The 18,546-nt window shown below is 60.5% G+C and carries 18 protein-coding genes; 6 read left to right on the top strand and 12 right to left on the bottom strand.

The window, feature by feature from the left end; translation table 11 throughout:
• Nucleotides 1–10: 10 nt before the first annotated feature.
• Genes DES49_RS10595 through DES49_RS10605 form a run of 3 tightly spaced genes read right to left on the bottom strand, consistent with a single transcriptional unit; the run spans nt 11 to nt 2,267 of the window.
• Nucleotides 11–352 (bottom strand): TraR/DksA family transcriptional regulator, encoded by a 342-nt coding sequence (locus DES49_RS10595; protein WP_133736376.1) that lies wholly within the window; start codon nt 350–352, stop codon nt 11–13.
• On the bottom strand, nt 345–1,688 hold the full coding sequence (locus tag DES49_RS10600) for a nicotinate phosphoribosyltransferase (protein ID WP_133736377.1): 1,344 nt from the start codon (nt 1,686–1,688) through the stop codon (nt 345–347). The genes DES49_RS10595 and DES49_RS10600 overlap by 8 nt, the downstream gene beginning before the upstream one ends.
• A 21-nt stretch (nt 1,689–1,709) precedes the next feature.
• The gene (locus DES49_RS10605; RefSeq protein ID WP_133736378.1) at nt 1,710–2,267 is read right to left on the bottom strand and encodes a nicotinamidase; all 558 of its coding nucleotides are present in this window, start codon (nt 2,265–2,267) and stop codon (nt 1,710–1,712) included.
• A gap of 561 nt (nt 2,268–2,828) precedes the next feature.
• Between DES49_RS10605 and DES49_RS10610 the strand changes: the two genes are divergently transcribed.
• Both DES49_RS10610 and DES49_RS10615 read left to right on the top strand, forming a co-directional pair.
• Complete coding sequence (locus tag DES49_RS10610; protein WP_133736379.1) at nt 2,829–3,641, top strand: glycine/sarcosine N-methyltransferase; 813 nt, start codon at nt 2,829–2,831, stop codon at nt 3,639–3,641.
• A 23-nt stretch (nt 3,642–3,664) separates the two neighbouring features.
• On the top strand, nt 3,665–4,510 hold the full coding sequence (locus DES49_RS10615; RefSeq protein ID WP_133736380.1) for a class I SAM-dependent methyltransferase: 846 nt from the start codon (nt 3,665–3,667) through the stop codon (nt 4,508–4,510).
• Between the two features lie 206 nt (nt 4,511–4,716).
• Here DES49_RS10615 and DES49_RS10620 read toward each other — a convergent pair whose 3' ends face one another.
• The 3 genes from DES49_RS10620 to DES49_RS10630 are packed head-to-tail and all read right to left on the bottom strand — an operon-like array spanning nt 4,717 to nt 6,784.
• Nucleotides 4,717–5,520 carry an ABC transporter permease gene (locus DES49_RS10620; RefSeq protein ID WP_133736381.1) on the bottom strand — a complete coding sequence of 268 codons (804 nt, stop codon included), beginning with the start codon at nt 5,518–5,520 and terminating at the stop codon, nt 4,717–4,719.
• Nucleotides 5,520–6,116, bottom strand: a complete 597-nt coding sequence (locus tag DES49_RS10625) for an ABC transporter ATP-binding protein (RefSeq protein WP_133736382.1) — start codon at nt 6,114–6,116, stop codon at nt 5,520–5,522. The genes DES49_RS10620 and DES49_RS10625 overlap by 1 nt, the downstream gene beginning before the upstream one ends.
• 8 nt (nt 6,117–6,124) lie before the next feature.
• Nucleotides 6,125–6,784: a hypothetical protein gene (locus DES49_RS10630; RefSeq protein WP_133736383.1), complete on the bottom strand. Its 660-nt coding sequence runs from the start codon at nt 6,782–6,784 to the stop codon at nt 6,125–6,127.
• Between the two features lie 106 nt (nt 6,785–6,890).
• Here DES49_RS10630 and DES49_RS10635 point away from each other — a divergent pair, with 106 nt between their 5' ends.
• The 4 genes from DES49_RS10635 to DES49_RS10650 all read left to right on the top strand — a co-directional run bounded on the left by DES49_RS10635 (nt 6,891) and on the right by DES49_RS10650 (nt 10,238).
• Entirely contained in the window at nt 6,891–7,292 is a 402-nt protein-coding gene (locus tag DES49_RS10635; protein WP_133736384.1) for a PA2779 family protein, read from the top strand.
• Entirely contained in the window at nt 7,250–8,242 is a 993-nt protein-coding gene (locus tag DES49_RS10640) for a PA2778 family cysteine peptidase (protein ID WP_133736385.1), read from the top strand. The genes DES49_RS10635 and DES49_RS10640 overlap by 43 nt, the downstream gene beginning before the upstream one ends.
• A gap of 151 nt (nt 8,243–8,393) precedes the next feature.
• Entirely contained in the window at nt 8,394–9,338 is a 945-nt protein-coding gene (locus tag DES49_RS10645; RefSeq protein WP_133736445.1) for a YbgA family protein, read from the top strand.
• Between the two features lie 36 nt (nt 9,339–9,374).
• Nucleotides 9,375–10,238, top strand: coding sequence for a tetratricopeptide repeat protein (locus tag DES49_RS10650; RefSeq protein WP_133736386.1), 864 nt, complete (start codon nt 9,375–9,377; stop codon nt 10,236–10,238).
• Nucleotides 10,239–10,308: 70 nt separating this feature from the next.
• Here DES49_RS10650 and DES49_RS10655 read toward each other — a convergent pair whose 3' ends face one another.
• From DES49_RS10655 to DES49_RS10680, 6 genes are all read right to left on the bottom strand, one after another.
• Complete coding sequence (locus tag DES49_RS10655) at nt 10,309–11,994, bottom strand: AMP-binding protein (RefSeq protein ID WP_133736387.1); 1,686 nt, start codon at nt 11,992–11,994, stop codon at nt 10,309–10,311.
• Between the two features lie 158 nt (nt 11,995–12,152).
• Nucleotides 12,153–13,544, bottom strand: coding sequence for a flavin-containing monooxygenase (locus DES49_RS10660; RefSeq protein ID WP_133736388.1), 1,392 nt, complete (start codon nt 13,542–13,544; stop codon nt 12,153–12,155).
• Nucleotides 13,545–13,644: 100 nt separating this feature from the next.
• Entirely contained in the window at nt 13,645–14,601 is a 957-nt protein-coding gene (locus DES49_RS10665; RefSeq protein WP_243865018.1) for an SPFH domain-containing protein, read from the bottom strand.
• The gene (locus DES49_RS10670; protein WP_133736389.1) at nt 14,598–15,044 is read right to left on the bottom strand and encodes an NfeD family protein; all 447 of its coding nucleotides are present in this window, start codon (nt 15,042–15,044) and stop codon (nt 14,598–14,600) included. The genes DES49_RS10665 and DES49_RS10670 overlap by 4 nt, the downstream gene beginning before the upstream one ends.
• Nucleotides 15,045–15,105: 61 nt before the next feature.
• Nucleotides 15,106–15,993 carry an AraC family transcriptional regulator gene (locus DES49_RS10675; protein WP_166646061.1) on the bottom strand — a complete coding sequence of 296 codons (888 nt, stop codon included), beginning with the start codon at nt 15,991–15,993 and terminating at the stop codon, nt 15,106–15,108.
• A 366-nt stretch (nt 15,994–16,359) separates the two neighbouring features.
• Nucleotides 16,360–18,540, bottom strand: coding sequence for an acetyl-CoA hydrolase/transferase C-terminal domain-containing protein (locus DES49_RS10680; protein ID WP_133736391.1), 2,181 nt, complete (start codon nt 18,538–18,540; stop codon nt 16,360–16,362).
• Nucleotides 18,541–18,546: the final 6 nt, after the last annotated feature.

Consider the following 18,546-nt stretch of genomic DNA (forward strand, 5'->3'; position numbering starts at 1 on the left):
CCATCACGGTTCAGGCGTTCACACAATCAATACAGCGCGTCGCGGTCGGGTCGATGTTGAGGCGGGCGGTGTCGATGTCTTCGCCGCAGACAAAACAGGCGCCATAGTCGCCGTTTTCAATGCGGCGCAGGGCACCCTCGATGCGGGTGAGCATTTCCTTGCGGCGGCGTTCCGAGGCCTGGGCCATCTGCTGACCCTGGAGCGCGTCCATGCGGGAAAGCCGGCCCATGCGCTGCTGGTCCAGCTCCACGGTATCGGAGGCATCATCCTTTTCACGCTCCAGCGCCAGGAGTTCCTCCTTCAGGTCGAGGAGCTTCTGGCGCCAGGCGGCCAGGTCCAGTTCGTCACTCATTCTCCAGGTTCCCCCGGTACTGCTGCATCAGTTTCTGTTTGTCGTGCTCGAGTCTATCACTGATGGCAACCCGGTAAGGCAACCCTGCAGGATGGAGTTGGCGCATGGCGTCAGGCAGGCTCTGGATGGAGGCCAGCGCATGGTCACGGACCGACTGCAGGTCGGGGATGGCTCCCTCCATGGCGTTTCCATTGCGGATGGCGGTTTTCAGGAGTGGCTCGGCGCCTTCCGGCGCGGCTTCATCAGCCGCAGTGATGGTATCGCCACTCATTACACCACCCCGCCAGTTGCGCCAGACCTGCTTGGCCCCGGGCCAGGTACTCTTGTTACTGGAGGCCTTGATGCGCGGCTCGCCATCATATTCCGCCAGCTTATAGGCAAAGTCGATGCTCGATGCGTCGGACACGGCAGCCCACTCCGTCCCCACACCGAAGCCGTCGATGGGAGCGCCGTTCACGAGGAGCTTGCGGATGGCGTATTCATCCAGACTTGAGGAGGCCACGATCTTCACATCCACCAGCCCGGCATCGTCGAGTTTCCGGCGCGCTTTCCTGGAAAGGTCCAGGAGATCGCCGGAATCCAGCCGTATCGCACGGGCCGGCGGCGGGTTGTCACCCCCTTCCCGGAGCAGTTCGATCACCCGGTCCACACCCCGGAGGCTGTCCCAGGTATCCACGAGCAGGGTTGTCTCCGGCCAGTAGTGACTGAAATCACGAAAGGCCCGGGCTTCATCGTTGTAGGCCTGGATAAAACTGTGCGCCATGGTTCCGAGCACGGGAATGCCCAGTGCCTGACCCGCTTCCAGATTGGATGTACCTGAAGCACCGGCAATCCAGCTGGTTCTCGCCAGGTTCATGGCACCTTCCCGGCCCTGGGCCTTACGAGCGCCGAAGTCCATGACGGGGCGCCCATCCGCTGCCTCCACCACTCTGGCAGCCTTACTGGCGAGCACACTCTGTGCGTGAACCGTGTTCAACAGCAGGGTTTCCACAAGCTGGGCCTGGATCAACGGCGCCCGTATGCGCATGACGGGCTCCAGAGGGAAGACAACACTGCCGTCCGGAATCATTTCCACATCGCCGGTGAAGCGCAGATCCTGAAGAAAATTCAGGAAATCGTCCGGGAATCGGTTGAGCCCGGCCAGCCAGTCTATCTCTTCGGGCGTGATCCGGAAGTCCAGCAGCGCCTGCAGGGCCTGGTTCTGACCACAGGCCAACACGTAATTCCGGCTCTCGGGAAGCTTACGGAAGAAGAGCTCGAACACTGCCTCCCGGCTCATGTCCTCGGCGTGATAGACGCGGGCCATACTCAGTTCATAGAGGTCAGTGAACAGCATTCAGCACTCCTTGTTCCGGGTTTACACCAGTTCGGCGCCAGCAGCCTTCATCTCATCCAGGGCCCGCCGGCCGCCATCAGGGTCCACGGCACGGGTCGCATCACGCATGAGAATAACCTTAAAGCCGGCCTTGCAGGCGTCCAGCACCGTGGCCCTGACGCAGACATCCTGGGCCAACCCGCCAATCCAGAGCCGTTTCACACCCTGATGGCGCAGCCAGTCTGCCAGGCCGGTCCCATCCAGCGCCGAGTACTGGTCCTGATCCTCGAACTCACCCTTGGAGACCAGATGGTAATCCGCTGGCAATGCCAGGTCCGGGTGAAAATCGGCGCCGGTGGTCTCCTGCTCACAATGGTGAGGCCAGGGGCCGCCCTGCTCCTCGAAGCTGCAGTGTTTCTCCGGATGCCAGTCCCGCGAGGCCACAATCGGGATCCCCGCCTCAACAGCAGCCTCGATGGCCTCATTGAGGACGGGAACCACCGCATCACCATCCTTCACGCCAAGCGCGCCACCAGGACAGAAATCATTCTGAACGTCGACGATAATCAGGGCGTCGCCCCGGGAAAAAGACGGCCTCATGGTGCCTCCTGCAGCCTGCGGAATGGTCTACTGTCGACTATGGAACCCGCGGGGCCCGGAATCAAGCCCGTTCCGCCATCACACCACCGGTTTATTAGCTCCATACAACCGGCTCTGGAAAAGTCCCGTAAATCGCTGATCAAGACGCTAAATCACGCAAATGTCGTGGGTGCTTTCACAGGAATTTCACATGGATATAGCTCCCCTGGGACTTGAAATATCCGGCAGAGTCGGTACGGTATACGGGATACCCGCAAAAACACGGGGGTGCCGAGAGGCAACCGCCCCCGCTGCTTGTAATTCCCGGCTCTGGTTTGCGCTGGCTCACCAGGGCGATAGGTCAGGCTTCACCGAGAAGCCACTGAGCAGGAAAGCTGCCCGCACGTTCTCGCCCGGCGTTCGCCAGGCACGTGATGGTCACTTTCACTAGCCAGCAGAAAGAATCAAGAACGCAGCGGCAAGCTGTCGACATCAATCGTCTGACGCCGTCGGCCCGTGACGATGGGCGTATTTATACGTGGCAGAGGCGTCAGGTGGATTTGAACCGAGGAGAAGGTGCGAATGAGCGCTCAAAAGCAGGATCAAGCATTCGGCGATAAGCCGGAAGAAGTCCGCGATACCGACCATTATCTTGAAGAATACAACGAAGGCTTTGTCGACAAGTGGGACGACCTCATCGACTGGGACAGCCGCAGCGCCAGCGAAGGCGATTTCTTCATACAGCTGCTCAAGGAACGTGGCTGCAAAACGGTACTCGATGCCGCCTGTGGCACGGGTTTTCACTCTGTCCGCCTTATTGAAGCCGGCTTTGATGTTGTCAGCGCCGACGGCAGCCCCGAGATGCTCGCCAAGGCCTTCGAGAACGGTCGCAAACGAGGCCATGTACTGCGCACCGCCCACGCTGACTGGCGCTGGCTGAACCGCGACATCAATGGTCGCTACGACGCCGTCATCTGCCTTGGCAACTCCTTCACGCACCTGTTCAACGAGCGTGATCGGCGCAAGACCCTCGCCGAGTTCTACTCGGCGCTCAAGCACGACGGCGTCCTGATCCTGGACCAGCGTAACTACGACGCCATCCTGGATCACGGCTATTCCAGCAAGCACACCTATTACTATTGCGGCGACAACATTTCCGTCTATCCCGAGCACGTGGACCAGGGCCTGGCACGGTTCCGTTACGGCTTCCCGGACGACTCCGTGTACCACCTGAACATGTTCCCGCTGCGCAAGGACTATGTGCGCCGTCTGATGACAGAAGTTGGCTTCCAGAAGATCGAGACCTTCGGTGACTTCAAGGAAACCTACCGGGAAAGCGAACCGGACTTCTTCATCCACTTGGCGGAAAAGCAGTATCACGAAGACAACGAGTAAGCCAGCTACAGGAGGTCTGATTCATGACCGAGAAGTATGACAGCGAAGTGGTCAACACGGCGCGCGACTACTACAACAGTTCGGACGCCGATAACTTCTACTACCACGTTTGGGGTGGTGAAGACCTTCACGTCGGCCTTTACGAGTCCGATGATGAACCAATCCTGGACGCAAGCCGCCGGATTGTGGCGCACATCGGTGATCTGATTGGCGGCGACAAGGCCGGCCAGACGTTTCTGGATCTTGGGTCCGGTTACGGTGGCACGGACCGTTACATGCACCAGACACTGGGGCTCAAGGTCACGGGCCTGAACCTGTCCGAGGTGGAGAACGAGCGTAATCGCCAGTTCAACCGTGATCTCGGACTGGAGGACAAGATCGACGTCTACGATGGCAACTTCGAGGAGCTGCCGTTCGAGCACGATTCGTTCGACATTGTCTTCTCCCAGGATTCGTTCCTGCACAGCGGCAACCGCGAGAAGATCATTGAGGAAGTGGCCCGGGTGCTCAAGCCGGGTGGGCTTTTCATCTTCACGGATCCGATGATGGCGGACGACTGCCCGGAAGGTGTTCTCAAGCCGATCCTGGATCGCCTGCATCTGGATACGCTGGGCTCACCGGCGTTCTACCGGGATGCGTGTAAGCGCAATGGGATGTCGGAGATCGGTTTCGAGGATCATTCGCCGCAGCTGCCGCGTCACTACGGTCGGGTTCTGGAGGAGACTCAGCGTCGTGAGCAGGAGCTGGTCGAGAGGGATCTGGTTTCCCAGGCCTACATTGATCGGATGAAGACGGGTCTGCAGAACTGGGTGAATGGTGGTAACAATGGTTACCTGACTTGGGGTATCTTCCGGTTCCAGAAGGACTGAACTTCAGGAACTGAATGACCCTTGAAAAAAGCCGGGCTGGCGTTTGTCAGTCCGGCTTTTTTGTTTTGGGGGAATAGGTGCATAAAGCGGTGAGGGGATGCTGTCGGGGAAACGCTGTAAATACGTCCCTGTACGCTGCGCCTCCGCCATCCATGGCTCCGGAGCTTCCCCGACAGCATCCCCTCACCCCTTTATGCACCCCTAGCCTACTGTTTGGGTGCAGTAATCCTGTCTGTCCTCAACCTTTGTCGCTGGTCGAAGAGGCGATAACTCCCAACCGTTACTGCCAGCATGGTTCCGAAGCCGGTGCCGGCTGCGATCGTGAACATGAGGAGGATCTGGTATTTCACCGCCAGTGCCGGAGGGCTTCCGGCGAGGATCTGGCCGGTCATCATTCCCGGGAGGCTGACGATGCCGGCGGCGGCCATCATGTTGATGGTGGGGATCATGCCGGAGCGCATGGCTTCGCGGCGGATGTCGCTGATGGCGTCCTGCCAGCCCTGGCCGAGCATGAGGCGGCCTTCGATGTCTTCGCGCTGGCGCCAGACGGTGTCGGTGAGGCGGTCGAGGCTGAGGGCGATGCCGTTCATGGTGTTGCCGAGGAGCATGCCCAGGAGCGGGATGGCGTATTGGGGGGTGAACCAGGGGTCGGGGCGGATGACGAGGAGCAGGGTCATCAGGGCGACGGTGAAGGCGGAGACGAACATGGCGGAGGTGCCGATGCCGAAAGCCCAGCCGCCCTTGAGTCGGCGGCGCTGGCGCATCATGACTTCGCGGCCTGCGAGGAAGACCATGGCGATGCCCATGAGGGCGACCCAGCCGAGGGCGCCGGTGCTGAACAGGGCTTCCAGGACCAGGCCGATGATGGAGAGCTGGACCGTGGTGCGGATGGCGGCGATGATCAGGGGCTTGCCGAAGTTCAGTTGGATCAGCCAGGAGCAGGCTGCCAGCGCCAGTACCAGGATGGAAGCCAGGGCGAGCTGCCAGTATTCGAGTTCAATCAGTTCCATCAGACCCGCTCCAGTTGGTGGCCGTGGATTCGGTAGTGGGCGCTGGCGACGCGCTGGATCTGCTCGGGGTCATGGGCGACCCAGAGTGTGGGGCGCCCGGATTCGCGGATGCGCTCCAGCAGCCATCGCTCAACCTGGTCCCGGTTGGTGCCGTCCAGGTTGGCGGTGGGTTCGTCCAGCAGCAGCGCTTCCGGGGCCAGGGTCAGGGCACGGTAAAGGGCCAGGCGCTGTTTCTCGCCCGAGGAAAGGCGGCTGACGGGCCAGTCCAGCACGGAAGGCTCGAATCCCAGAGCCTTCAGGTCCTCCGTCTGCTCGGGGCCGCAGTGGTCACGGACGTGGTCGTGCCACCAGCGGCTCTCCGAGGGGATCAGCATGACCCGGCGGCGCCAGTCACTTGCAGAAAGGTCAGAAGCCGGGGTATCTCCCAGCAGTACCCGGCCCTCATGGGGTTCCAGATCCGCCACGGCCCGCAACAGGCGCGACTTGCCGGAACCCGATGGGCCGGAGATACAGAGGATCTCGCCGGGGCCGACCTGCAGGGAGACAGGCCCGACCTCGCCAACATGGAGATTGTCCAGGGATAGCGTCTGTGTCATCTGATCATTCAGTCCTGAGTTCGCTGAAGTAGCTGGGGTGATACCCGGTACCGTCGACCACGGCAATGGCCTGTCCCCTCGATGGTGCAGGTCCTGCGGTTGACCCGCAGAACGCGTCCCTGAAGCTCTCGCCCAAAACGGACGCTGTCACCGCGCTCAAAACCGGAGCCATGTGCGGTCCTCTCAGCCACCGTAACCGCCGTGGTGGCAAGGGGCTGCGCCATCGCCTCTGAATACTGGTTCAGGGTGCTTCTGAGGGCATCGGCGTGGCCATCCCAATGCAGTTCATCCAATAACCGGTAGAACGCCTGGTTGTGGACCGAGCCCCGACGCCGCTGGCCCTGGCGGGTCTGCAGCAGATGGGCGAACTCGTGACAGCAGGTATGGGCAAGCAGGTTGCTTTCCGACAGCACGCCTCCGTAGTAGCCCCGCCCACGGATCTCGCGCGCGGACAGCCAGGCACCGCAGGACTCCGGGGATGCCTTGTCCGCTACCATGCGGACCCCATAGTTGATCCGGTGCTCGCCGGTGGCGGGATCGTAACGGTGATAGGTGGCCCGCCCCGAGCCCACGCGCAGACGCAGCAGAACGCCATCAGCCAGCGGCGACAGGGTCTCGGCGGTGGCATGGCACATCAGCTGGGCAATCCGGACGGCTCGACTGGACATTGGGCAACCCTGAAAAAATGGCAATTATAAAGCCATCCCCAGTCAGTGACGAGCGGTCGGCCAAGCCATTACACTCGCGTAAATGGCAAAGAGGAGTTCCATTATTATGCGACACACAAGACTTCCAATTCGCCAGATCGCGTTCATCCAGATTCTGGCCATGCTGTTTCTCGCCTGTGCGCCCCTGATGGCCCAGGCCGATATGGTCAGCACCGACAGCGTAGTGGCGGAACAGAAGCTGGATCATGACCGGGACGAACTGAAATCCATGCTGCAGAAGCAGGAGGTCCAGCAGACGCTTGAGCGCATGGGCGTATCCCAGGAGCAGGTGGAACAGCGCATCAACAGCCTGACCCCCCAGGAGCTGGCGGACTTCAACCAACAACTGGCTGAAGCGCCGACCGGTGAGAGCGTGGTCGGGGTTATTGCCTTCTTTGTCTTCGTCTTTATCGTCACGGACATGCTGTGCGCCACCAACATCTTCTCCTTCGTCCGCTGCATCAACTAGCCCTTGTCGCAGCCGCCCTGATTCTGGGTGGCTGCGCCGCCAACCATGAGTGGCCTGAGAAGCGCGAAGGCAGCGGCGCCCGCCCGGAGCACAGGACCCTGGAGGATATTCCCTTCCACGCCCAGGACGCCTACCAGTGCGGCCCGGCCGCTCTTTCCACCATGCTCAATGCAAGGGACATCCCGGCCACGCCGGATGAACTGGTGGACCGGGTCTATCTGCCTGAGCGCGGTGGCACCCTGCAGGTCGAAATGGTCTCCGCCGCCCGGGAGAGAGGGCTGCTCGTCTATCCGCTGGAAGGCAGCCTGGACGCCCTGATGCAGGAGATTGCAGCCGGGAATCCGGTCCTTGTCATGCAGAATCTGGCGCTGGAGTGGTGGCCGCAGTGGCATTTCGCTGTGGTCATCGGCTATGACCGCGAGGCCTCTGAGGTGATCCTTCACACCGACACCCGCCGGGCCCACGCCGAGCCCATGCGCCCGTTCATGAACAGCTGGAAACGTGCGGACTACTGGGCAAGGGTGATGGTCCCTCCGGACCAGCTCCCCGCCACGGCACAACCACTGCCCTGGCTTTCCGCAGCCAGCGACCTGGAGGCCACCGGTCAGCTTGAAGCAGCCCGCAGGGCCTATAAAACCGCGCTGACCGAGTGGCCGGATGAACCCGCGCCCCGCTTCGGACTGGGCAATGTTGCCTACGCCATGGACAGGCCCGGGCCGGCGCTGACCCATTTCCAGCAACTCACCAGGACCCATCCGCAGATGGCCCCGGCCTGGAACAACCTGACGGTGCTTCTTTCTGAGCAGGGATGCGCGATTGCTGCGCGCCGGGTCCATGACTGCGCCCGCAAGACCCTGGGGGACGAGGCAGAACTCCCGGAAAGGCCCGCCTTGAGGGAAACGCGCCGAGCAACCACCGCCTGCCCGATCATTCGCTGCCCCGAGCGCTGAGCCGCCCGACCCGCGGGTTAGGGGCTCCGGCTGCTGAACCCCATTCACTGCTATGATGCAGACAGGACTTTCGATGATCGCCTGCGTTGATTGAAGCGTAATAATAATTACAGGCGACAAGGCAGAGGCACCCATGACGAACGAACCCCAGATCCGCAGAATCCCGGTCGGCATCAGCTCCTGTTTGCTGGGTGAGGAAGTGCGCCATGACGGTGGCCATAAGCATGCCCGATACTGCTCCCAGGTATTGTCCCGGTACTTTGAATTCCGCTCCCTCTGCCCGGAGCTGGAGGCAGGACTGGGCGTACCCCGCCCCGCCATTCACCTGCGCCGGCACCAGGATGGTCTGCGGCTGATCACCACCAAGGGGGATGCGGACCACACCGATGCCATGCAGGACTGGATTCACCAGACCCTGCCCCACCTCGGGGACCTGCGTGGCTACATCCTTAAAGCCAAGTCTCCGAGCTGCGGCATGGAACGCATCCGTATCCACAACGAGGAAGGCAATGTCATTGCCCGGGACGGTCGCGGGCTGTTCGCGGACGCGCTGATCGAGGCCTACCCGGAGTTACCGGTGGAAGAGGAAGGTCGCCTCAACGACAGCCACCTGCGGGAAAACTTCGTCGAGCGCGTCTATGCCTACGATGACTGGTGCAGCATGATCGAGAACGGCCTGACACGGACGTCGTTGCTCGACTTCCACACGCGGCACAAGTTCCAGCTGCTTGCGCACTGCCAGAAAACCTACCGTGAGCTGGGGCCGCTGCTGTCAGACCTCAAGTCCGCACCCCTGGAATCCATTGCCAGGGACTACATCACGGCCTTCATGGCCGCCATGCAGAAACGCATCAGCCGGGGTGACCACGCCAACGCCATGCAGCACCTCATGGGCTTCCTACACGATGCGCTTGGCCCCCAGGACCGCAAAATGCTCAGCGAACAGATCGATGCCTATGTGCGCGGCGAAGTACCGCTGATCGTTCCCATGACGCTATTGCGCATGGCACAGCGGCGCGAGCCCGTTGCCTATCTCGCGCATCAGAACTATCTTACTCCGTATCCGGATGATCTCGGGCTTCGCAACCATGTCTGAGGTCGACTCTATCTGACCCCCGAACAGGTTCTGACTGTGCGAAAAACCAGCCTCATAATTGCCACCCTGCTTCTGACCGCCTGCGCCGCGCCTACCCTAAAGGAAGCCAACCAGGCTCGGGAGGCCGGCAACCCCAAGGAGGCCGCCGAGATCTACGGCCGTCTGGCCAGTGCCGGAAGCGCCCAGGCGAAGCTCCAACTCTACAAGCTGTACCAGGAAACCGGGATCGGTCTGGACTCCGACAGGGCTGCCCGGGACACACTGGAATTGGTGGCCAACGAGGATGGTCTCCCGGAAGCCCAGTACCGACTCGGGCGGATACTGAGAGAGGAACGGGAATTCGAAGCGGCCGAATCCCAGCTTGAGAAGGCAGCCGACGCGGGCTATCAGCCCGCCGTTGAGTACCTGGACACACACGGTGAGCTGCTCCGGCGCGAAGTCCGGGTGGCACGCAGTTCGCCGGACCGCCAGAAACACCTCGGTGATGACCTTTACCAAGGCCGTAACGGTCTCGAAAAGGATGCCGCCCGGGCCGCCTACTGGTATGAACGGAGCGCGGAACGGGGCCATCCCGGGGCCCAGACCATGCTGGGTTACCTCTATTACCAGGGGGACGGCGTTGAACAGGACTACGGCAGGGCCTTCGAGTGGTACAAGGAAGCCGCCCTCCAAGGCCACGCCGGAAGCCAGGCCAGCCTGGGGTATCTCTACGGGGAAGGGCGTGGCGTGGAGCGCAACCTCAAACAGGCCTATGCCTGGTCCACCCTGGCCGCCGAGAATGGCAGCGACCGGGGCTCGAAAAACCAGCAGATCTACCTGGATGCCATGGACAACGACGAGCGGCTGGAGAGCCTCAACGCAATCCGACGCATTGAGAAAATGATCCACGGCGGCAACTGAGCTGCCACCCAGCCAATAAAAAACCCCGCATCAGGCAAGCCGATGCGGGGTTGTCTTTACCCGGGGAGGATTATTCTTCCCAGATCACCTTCTTCTTCTGGTCATACCACTTCGGCAGCTTGTCCTTGTAGTGGTCCTCGATCACGTTCCGCTTGATCTTCATGGTCGGCGTCAGCATGCCGTTTTCCATGGTCCACGGCTCCTTGACCACCACCGCGAAGGCCAGCTTCTCGTGATCCTCGACCTTGGCGTTGACCACATCCAGCTCCTCGGCGATACCGTTCTCGATCTCGGTCTTGTCGCCACCGCGATCCACTTCCGCCTGGGCTTCCTCGGACAGTGTTACAAGGGCACAGGGCTGCGGCTGGTTGGCACCGGCCACGCAGACCACTTCCACCTTCGGATGGGTGAACTTGCTCTCGATTGGCACCGGCACCACGTACTTGCCCTTGGCCGTCTTGAAGAGATCCTTAACACGGCCGGTGATCCGGACATACCCTTCGGAGTCAACCTCCGCCATATCGCCGGTCTTCAGGAAGCCGTCCTCGGTGACCTCTTCCTTCGTCTTCTCCTCGTTCTTGAAGAAACCGATCATCTGGCCGGGACTCTTCACCTGCAGCTCGTCGCCCTCAGCAATGCGGTGCTCCACACCCGGGTTGGCCACACCCACGGTGCCCACCTTGGCTTCACCCGGCCGGTTGGCGTGAGAGTAACCAAAGTTCTCGGACATGCCGTAGACTTCCAGCAGCTCAAGGCCAATGTTGCGGTACCAGTGGATGATTTCCGGGGCCAGCGGCGCTGCGCCGGTGATGGCAGCGCGCACATGGTTGAGACCCAGCTGCTTGAGGATCTTGCGCTTGATCAGCGAGTTGAGTATCGGAATCCGGAACAGGATCTTCTGCTTCTTCGGCGGCAGCTTGTCGCAGATGGCCAGGTAGAACTTCATCCAGAGACGCGGCACGGAGAAGAAGATCGTCGGACGCGCCCGCTGCAGGTCTTCCTGGAAGGTATCCAGTGAATTGGCGAAGAACAGCTGGAAACCGAAGTACAGCGACGAGGTCTGCACCGCCGCGCGCTCGGCCACGTGAGCCAGTGGCAGGTACGACAGCATGCGATCATTCTGGTCCACCGGGAAGATCTGCTTGAGCCCCTCGGCCACGGAGATCATGGTCTCGAAGGAATGCATGACGCCCTTGGGCCTGCCGGTACTTCCGGAGGTGTAGACCAGCGTTGCCAGCTCACTCGGATGCGGCAGGTGGGGCTCCTTCAACGGTTCGGTTTTCGCGGTGATGTCCTTCCACTGCGGCACGTCCTTGCGCGGGGACATGGGCAGCGAGATCAGCGGCAGATCCTCGGGAATATAGTTCTTGATGTCATTCCAGCCGTCGGCGGTACCGTCGAGCTTGCCGATGAACATCATCTTGGCTTCGCTGTGCTCAAGCACATAGGCCGCAGTCTCACCATTAAGGGTAGGATAAAGCGGCACGGAAACATGACCGGCGGCCCAGATGGCCAGATCCGCCATGATCCAGTGGTCACTGTTCTTGCCCAGCAGGCCGATACAGCTCTTCTCCGGCAGTTCCAGGGACTTCAGGTGCGCCGCCATGCGCAGCACCTGGTCTGCCGCCTGCTTCCAGGTGATCTCCGTGGTGGAGCCATCCGGATAGGGCTGCGTCATGTAGACCATATCGGGGGAGCGCTGTGCCCAGTAGAAGAGGCTGTGCAGCGTTGTTTTCCTGTCATCAACATTGACCATTAATAGCTCCTTGGTTTTTATCGGTCGAATTCTTCTTGCAAAAGGTAGAGACCCTAATCAATAGCTCAATCCGTTGCATTGGCCTGATTGGCATATTCTCAACACATTCCAGACAAGTCACCGGAAATGCGTCACAAACAGAGAGTTGAGTCACTCCATCAGGCGCTGTGTGCCCTTTGGCTACGCGCTGGCCCCATGAAATGCTTGTAGCGACCGGGTTTACCCGCAGGGGCCTTGCCAATGTCGATGCCGGCCTTGGCAAGTTCCTTTTTCAGGTCCCGGCGAAAGCTCTGGTAGTCGACTTCCGTTGAGTGGCGGGTGCCCGTTTCAAAATCCATGTGGGGATGGGCCAGCTCCTCGCGAATCGCCGCGCGCATATCACCGGGTCGATGGTAGTTCCCCAGGATCTCCTGGCACGCCAGCTTGGCCTGGTAGTCGGCCATGGGCCAGATGCAGCCCAGCGGCTGGAACAGGCCGATGAAGTAGAGGTTGCTGAAGTCCGCGTGCATCATCTTACGGTACAGGGGCACTTGCTCCTCATGCTCGAAGTCGACCAACGACTTGTCGAAGAAGGGAAAACTGATCCAGAAGCCGGTGCAGGCCACGATGGTGTCATAAGCCTCCTCCCGGCCGTCCTTGAAAACCACCCTGTCACCACTGAGTTCCCGGATCGCCGGTCGCGGCTTGATGCGCCCGTGCCGGATGAAATCCAGAAGATCGGAATTGACCGTGGGATGATGACTCAGCACCAGGCGTTTCGGTCTCGGCAGGCCGTAATTGCGGTAATAATCACCCTGGAGCAGCTTCAACAGGACCGTGAACAGGATCTGGCGGAGCTTCGAGGGCATCCAGGGGGGCATATTCGCCCCCAGCTCGTCCGTCGGCTTACCGAACATGAACTTGGGCAGAAACCACTGGCCACTGCGCATGCTCAGCCCCACGTGATCCGCTACCCGAGCGGCCTCCACCGCCACGTCGCACGCTGAATTGCCCGCGCCGATAATCAATACTCGTTTGCCCCGCCAACTGTCATCCACGCCCCGGAAGTCGTGGGAATGCATCCAGGTGCCGTTGAAATGGCCGGGGTACTCGGGGTTCTTGGGGTTCCAGTGGTGGCCATTGGCCACCATCAGGTGGGTGAAATCATCCTCAACCTCAGTGCCATCGCTCTGGGTATAGCGCAGGTGCCAGGTGCCGTCCTCGTTGCGGGTGACCCTATCAACCCGGGTCTCGAATTGGATGGTTTCCATGACGCCGAAATAACGGGCATAGGATTCGAAATACGCCTGAAGCTGGCGATGGTTGGGATATTCCGGGTAATCGTCCGGCATCGGAAAATCTTCGTACTCGGACCATGCCTTGGAGCTGATGATGTGGGTATTTTCATAGACACTGGCGTGCCCGGTGCGGCTGTTGAACACCCAGTTGCCGCCAACCTTGTCATTCTGCTCGAAAACGGAGACCGGCAGCCCCGCCTCCAGGCAGTTCTTGGCGGCAGTGAGGCCGCTGGGTCCGGCACCGATGACCGCGACCCGGGGAGATTGATTCATGGCTGGCTCCGTCGTCTTGTTGTTGGAATGCCCGACAACGCATTTCTATCAGAAAGCGTCAGTCATGATCCAGACATTCCAACAGCCCGACGGAGTTGGCTCAGGCGCGCCCGCCCTTGAGCAGTTCACCAATACCGCCCAATGCGCCGGTAATCTGGGTAGACTCCAGTGGCAGGAAGACACGGTCACCCTCTTTGGCCACATCCGGCAGGGTCTTGAGGTACTCAAGGGCCAGCAGGTAATTCACTACCTGCTGGGTGCTGAAGTCCTCGCGCTCGGAGGCCACGCTCACTACCCGCGTGATGGCTTCCTGCTCCCCCTCGGCCCGGAGCACGGCCGACTCTTTGTCGCCTTCCGCGCGCAGGATGGCGGCCTGCTTCTCACCTTCCGCGACCTGGATCTCCGCTTCGCGCTTGCCGTTAGCTTCGGTGACGGACGCACGACGATTGCGTTCGGCCGTCATCTGCATGCGCATGGCATCCTCGATCTCCGAGGGCATATCCACATCCTGGATCTCAACACGGGTGGCCTTGATGCCCCACTTGTTGCCGGCCTCGTCCATGGTCTGCTCAAGGTGGGCGTTGATCTCGTCCCGGTTGGAGAAGATCTCGTCCAGGTCTTTCTGGCCGATCAGCGCGCGCAGGGTGGTCTTGGCAAGCACCTCGATGGCCTGGATGAAGTTCTCCACCTTGTAGACCGCGTTGGCGGGATCGATCACCTGGTAATAGATAGCCCCGTTGATGCTCACCGTCACATTGTCCTTGGTAATCATGGACTGGGCGGGGAAATCCAGCACCGTCTCGCGCCGGTCAATACGCTCCTCCTCCATGATCACCGGTTCCTTGGCGCCGTGCTTGTAGCGACGCACCTTGATGGAACGCGGCTTGTCGACGAAGGGAATGATGATGTTGATGCCCGGCTCCAGGGTGCGGCTGTAGCTGCCAAGGCGTTCGATCACCATGGCCTCGGACTGCTGGACGATGCGGATGCCCTTGGCCAGGACATAGATAACCAGCGCTGCCAGCACCACGCTGATGATCAGGCTTGCTTCCATCATGATTGGTCTCCTTCTGCTTCCGTTGCAACAATGGCGGTAATGCCTTTGAAACCGATCACCCGTACCCGTTCACCGGGTTCGGGAGAGTCCCCGTTTTTCAGGCGCGCGGGGAACCAGTTCCCCTCCAGGGCCACGCCAATACGGTGGCCGTGTTTTTCCACCTCTACCGTCCGCTCGCCATAGCCGCTTTCACCCACGAGGCCGGTGCGGCTCTGACGGCCCTGGAAATGGCGTCGAAACCAGATGACAAATCCGGGAGTCAGCACCAGTGCCGCCCCCATGAAAATCAGCACCTGGGCCGTCAGGCTGGGCACGCCGAGCAGAGTCACCAACGCCACCACCAGCGCACTGGCCGCCATAGCCAGCATGATGAAATGGGCACCCGTCAGCTCCAGGGTCGCAAGCACAATCGCCAGCAACAGCCAGATCTGCCATACCGCCATAACGAGGTTCCTTTCTGTCCACAGGTCCGGTTATCGGAAAAAGGCGCTCAAGTATCAGGCGTCAGCAATGGCAAGTAAAGTCTCGCTCCAGACGCTGGCAGGTCTCGCTCGGCAATTCCCCGAAGTAGTTCCGGTAGTGCGCGGCGAACCGGCTCATGTGCTGGAATCCATAAGTCGAGGCATGCCAGGCAATCGAATGGCGGCGCTCCGTGTCCCTGAGGAGGGCCAGCCTGACCCGGATCAGGTGGCAGGCGCGGAAATAGGCATAGGGCGTGCAGTCAAGGTTGCGCTCGAACGCGTAGTAGAGGCCCCTGGCGCTCATGTGAGCCACGTCACAGACGGCATCAAGGTGGTATTCGCTGGCGGGAAGCTGCAGCAGGTAGTCCATGGCGCGCAGGACTCTCGGGTCCATAACCTCGGGTCCCGAAGGCGCTGCCCGTTCCTCAGGGTCAATCCCGAAAAGCTGCAGGAACTCCCCGCGAATGCGTTCAAGCAGGCGAAGCTTGGCGGTGTAACCCAGTCCGTGGTGGAGCCGGTAAGGGATGGATTCCATCAGAACCTGAGCACAGTCGGCCAGACCCTTGCCATCCTCTGACTGAAGCACGTCCTGGATACGACGCCGTACACCCTCAGACTCAACACTGAACCGCAACACCAACAGTTCGCAGTCCGCCGAAAACTGCCATGTCTGGTCACTCTTCGGAAGCAGAAAGAAAGGCCCGTTCCGCCCCTGGACGGCAGCAGGGTACTGCTCCAGACGGGCCCGACCACGCAAGGGAATGACGCACCCGAAAAAATCCTCATTCCAGAACTCGGCCATGACGGGCTGGCCACACGTCACATACCCCACCCGTGCTGGCCCCGACACAAGAGTAGCAAGGCACCCGTCACCGCCCGAGGGCTCGTCTGCAAGTTCACGGATCCGGGGGTCCCGCACCAACGAGCCCAACAGATGCTCCATCCGACTGACTGAGGCCCCAATACAGCGGGCATGACCAATCAGCGGTAGCCGAAGCAACCTATCACTGTGACGGGAATGTGCGGGCGGACTGGTGAAGGCCAACAAGTCGCGACTACCTCCGGGGCACGGGAACGAATAACCATACAGAAGTTAGGGTTATTCATGATATTGAACAATGATTTTTATCAACACAACAGAAAGGCCTCAGAGAGGAGCTCTAATAGTCTTTTGAATTTACAGGATTTAATAGTTAACGGATTGCGTATTGCGATAGGCGGGGATGGCGATTTTGGGGAGGAAGTGAACACCGGAGGGAATGCGTCAGCATCCCTCCTTTGCGGGCAACACCGGCGGTTATTTAGTAGCTGACAGGCCCACCATCAGCAGCCGCTTCTCCAGGCGGCTGTGGAAGTTATCGGGTTCCGACAGCCCCATGCGCTCCAGCAGGCGGAGCTGCTCCGCATCCGGCTGGGGCGCCCTGAGCGCCTGCAGCAAAAGCCCGATCTTTCCTTTGGTGCTGCCTCCCTTTGCCTTGAGCGCTTTCAGGGCCTTGCCCAGCTTGAGCTCGTCATCGGTGAAGTCACAACCAAACGGGAATCGCGGGAACAGGTCGTGGGACTGTTGGAACGCCCCGATGACAGCCTCGATTCGCTCCGGAGTGTTGTTCCGGAACTCTGCTGGCACTTCCCAGTCCTGAGGAATCTTGCCGGCTTTCTTCGCCTGGCTCACCAGCTCGGGCTGGAAGCGGGAATCGGCGATCTTGATCAGTTCCTGGAAGACTTCCTGGTCGGATTTACCACGCAGGTAGGCAATACCGTACTCGGTAACCACGAAGTCCCGCAGGTGCCGGGGAATGGTGCAGTGGCCGTAGTTGAACATGATGTTGGACGCGGGCTTTTCCCCGGAGTTGCGGACCGCGCGCAGCGTGAGGATTGAATGGCCCTCGGGCAGCTCATGGGCCATGGCAACGAAATTGTACTGGCCGCCAACCCCACTGAGCACCTGCCCGTTTTCCAGCCCATCCGAGACGGCGGCTCCGTTGAGCGTCACCATCATCGCCGAATTGATGAACCGGGCATGGCGACGCTGGGCCTGTTTCAGGGACTGGGCGCCGTACTGGTGATCATAGAGCTGGTTGATGAAACACACGCTGGTCATGGAAATACTGTTGCGCTCTTCCTCTGACAGTTCGCGCAAGCCCTGATAGAATTTTTCCGGCCCGATGTAGAAACCACCGTGCATTACCACTCCGCCACTGAGCTGTTTCCCGAGTGCATGGATCTCAATGGCCTTACGACTGCTCTCATCGCTGAGGTCCGGGGTGATGCCTTCTTCGTCCACCAGCAACTGCCCACCCTTGAACTCACAGTCCGCGCGAAGGATGCCGAAGCGCTGGAGCCAGGTCAGATCCCTGGCCCGCAACGTGGACCGGATGAGCCCTTCCTCCACCAGGGTATCCAGGGTCTGCAGCGACACCCGCTTGGCAATGCGTCCGTCATCAACCAGGCGCTGCAGGGTCTCGTCCTCAAAGACTTCGCGTGTCAGCACCCCGTCCTTGAGCAGGTACAGGAAGCCATCCACCATCATCTCACTGCAGCCATAGAGGCCATCGGGAAGCGGGTCCGTCCCGCCCACTTCGTTCACGATCGGGAAGTTCTTCTCAAGGCCCACCTTTTCGGCAAGCTCAACATAGCGATCATTGTCGTGGTGACGCGTCAGCGTGCTGTAGACCACCGCATCACCCAGGGAGCCGATGCCCACCTGAAGGGTACCCGCATCGCGGATCAGTGAACTGGCGTAAAAGCCGATCATGTGGTCCTCGGGCACCACCGGCATCTTGGGCGCGCTGAACAGGGGGTGATTCCAGTCGTCGCCCTTGAGTATCACATCAAACTCATCCATGGAGCGGTCTGCATGGTGACCCATCCAGGGCAGTTGGTCGTTGACCTCGGCCATGATCGCGACAGGTTCCCCGGCGGCCTCGCGGGCTCGCATTTCCGGAATGAGATCAATGGTCAGGTCGGGATTACAACTGAGGCTCACCCGCTCCTCGCCAGCGGGATGGGGCGCGACCATCTGGCCGACCACATTGACCCCCTGGGCCATGAGGTCCCGCACCGCGTGGGTATAGTTGGTGCAGATATAGTTCTGCTGCTGATCCTTATGGCCAAGCCAGCTGCCCGCCTTGAAGAAGAACTCGGAGACCTGGACGTTATCCGGGAGCTGCCCCTGGCGCAGGTCAACCACGTAATCGAGATCCGGGACCCCCTTGAATACGCGTTCAACGAATGGCCCCATGAATCGACGCTCCAGGGACTGCCCGCCCAGCGGTTTTTCCAGGGAAAGTGCCGTAAAAATGTGCAGTTTCAATTCCGGGTCCTTCCGGGCGCGCTGGTAAAGCGCGTTGACCAGATTAACGGGCTTACCGAGGCCAAGGGGTAGGCCCAGGCGAATATCCTTGCCAACCTTGGCGATCACGGCATCGACGCTCCGCTCCAGGCTCTCGAAACTCTGATGCGTTCTTGCTGTTGCCATTACCAC

This window comes from Halospina denitrificans (assembly GCF_004364635.1).
GTDB lineage: Bacteria > Pseudomonadota > Gammaproteobacteria > Pseudomonadales > Oleiphilaceae > Halospina > Halospina denitrificans.

Bases quoted from the DNA above. Each gene is read 5' to 3' on its own strand.
- DES49_RS10625 (WP_133736382.1), bottom strand. From the start codon at position 6,116: ATGACACAGACGCTATCCCTGGACAATCTCCATGTTGGCGAGGTCGGG.
- DES49_RS10600 (WP_133736377.1), bottom strand. From the start codon at position 1,688: ATGCTGTTCACTGACCTCTATGAACTGAGTATGGCCCGCGTCTATCAC.
- DES49_RS10635 (WP_133736384.1), top strand. From the start codon at position 6,891: ATGCGACACACAAGACTTCCAATTCGCCAGATCGCGTTCATCCAGATT.
- DES49_RS10630 (WP_133736383.1), bottom strand. From the start codon at position 6,784: ATGTCCAGTCGAGCCGTCCGGATTGCCCAGCTGATGTGCCATGCCACC.
- DES49_RS10610 (WP_133736379.1), top strand. From the start codon at position 2,829: ATGAGCGCTCAAAAGCAGGATCAAGCATTCGGCGATAAGCCGGAAGAA.
- DES49_RS10665 (WP_243865018.1), bottom strand. From the start codon at position 14,601: ATGATGGAAGCAAGCCTGATCATCAGCGTGGTGCTGGCAGCGCTGGTT.
- DES49_RS10620 (WP_133736381.1), bottom strand. From the start codon at position 5,520: ATGGAACTGATTGAACTCGAATACTGGCAGCTCGCCCTGGCTTCCATC.
- DES49_RS10615 (WP_133736380.1), top strand. From the start codon at position 3,665: ATGACCGAGAAGTATGACAGCGAAGTGGTCAACACGGCGCGCGACTAC.
- DES49_RS10595 (WP_133736376.1), bottom strand. From the start codon at position 352: ATGAGTGACGAACTGGACCTGGCCGCCTGGCGCCAGAAGCTCCTCGAC.
- DES49_RS10660 (WP_133736388.1), bottom strand. From the start codon at position 13,544: ATGAATCAATCTCCCCGGGTCGCGGTCATCGGTGCCGGACCCAGCGGC.
- DES49_RS10680 (WP_133736391.1), bottom strand. From the start codon at position 18,540: ATGGCAACAGCAAGAACGCATCAGAGTTTCGAGAGCCTGGAGCGGAGC.
- DES49_RS10655 (WP_133736387.1), bottom strand. From the start codon at position 11,994: ATGGTCAATGTTGATGACAGGAAAACAACGCTGCACAGCCTCTTCTAC.
- DES49_RS10670 (WP_133736389.1), bottom strand. From the start codon at position 15,044: ATGGCGGTATGGCAGATCTGGCTGTTGCTGGCGATTGTGCTTGCGACC.
- DES49_RS10605 (WP_133736378.1), bottom strand. From the start codon at position 2,267: ATGAGGCCGTCTTTTTCCCGGGGCGACGCCCTGATTATCGTCGACGTT.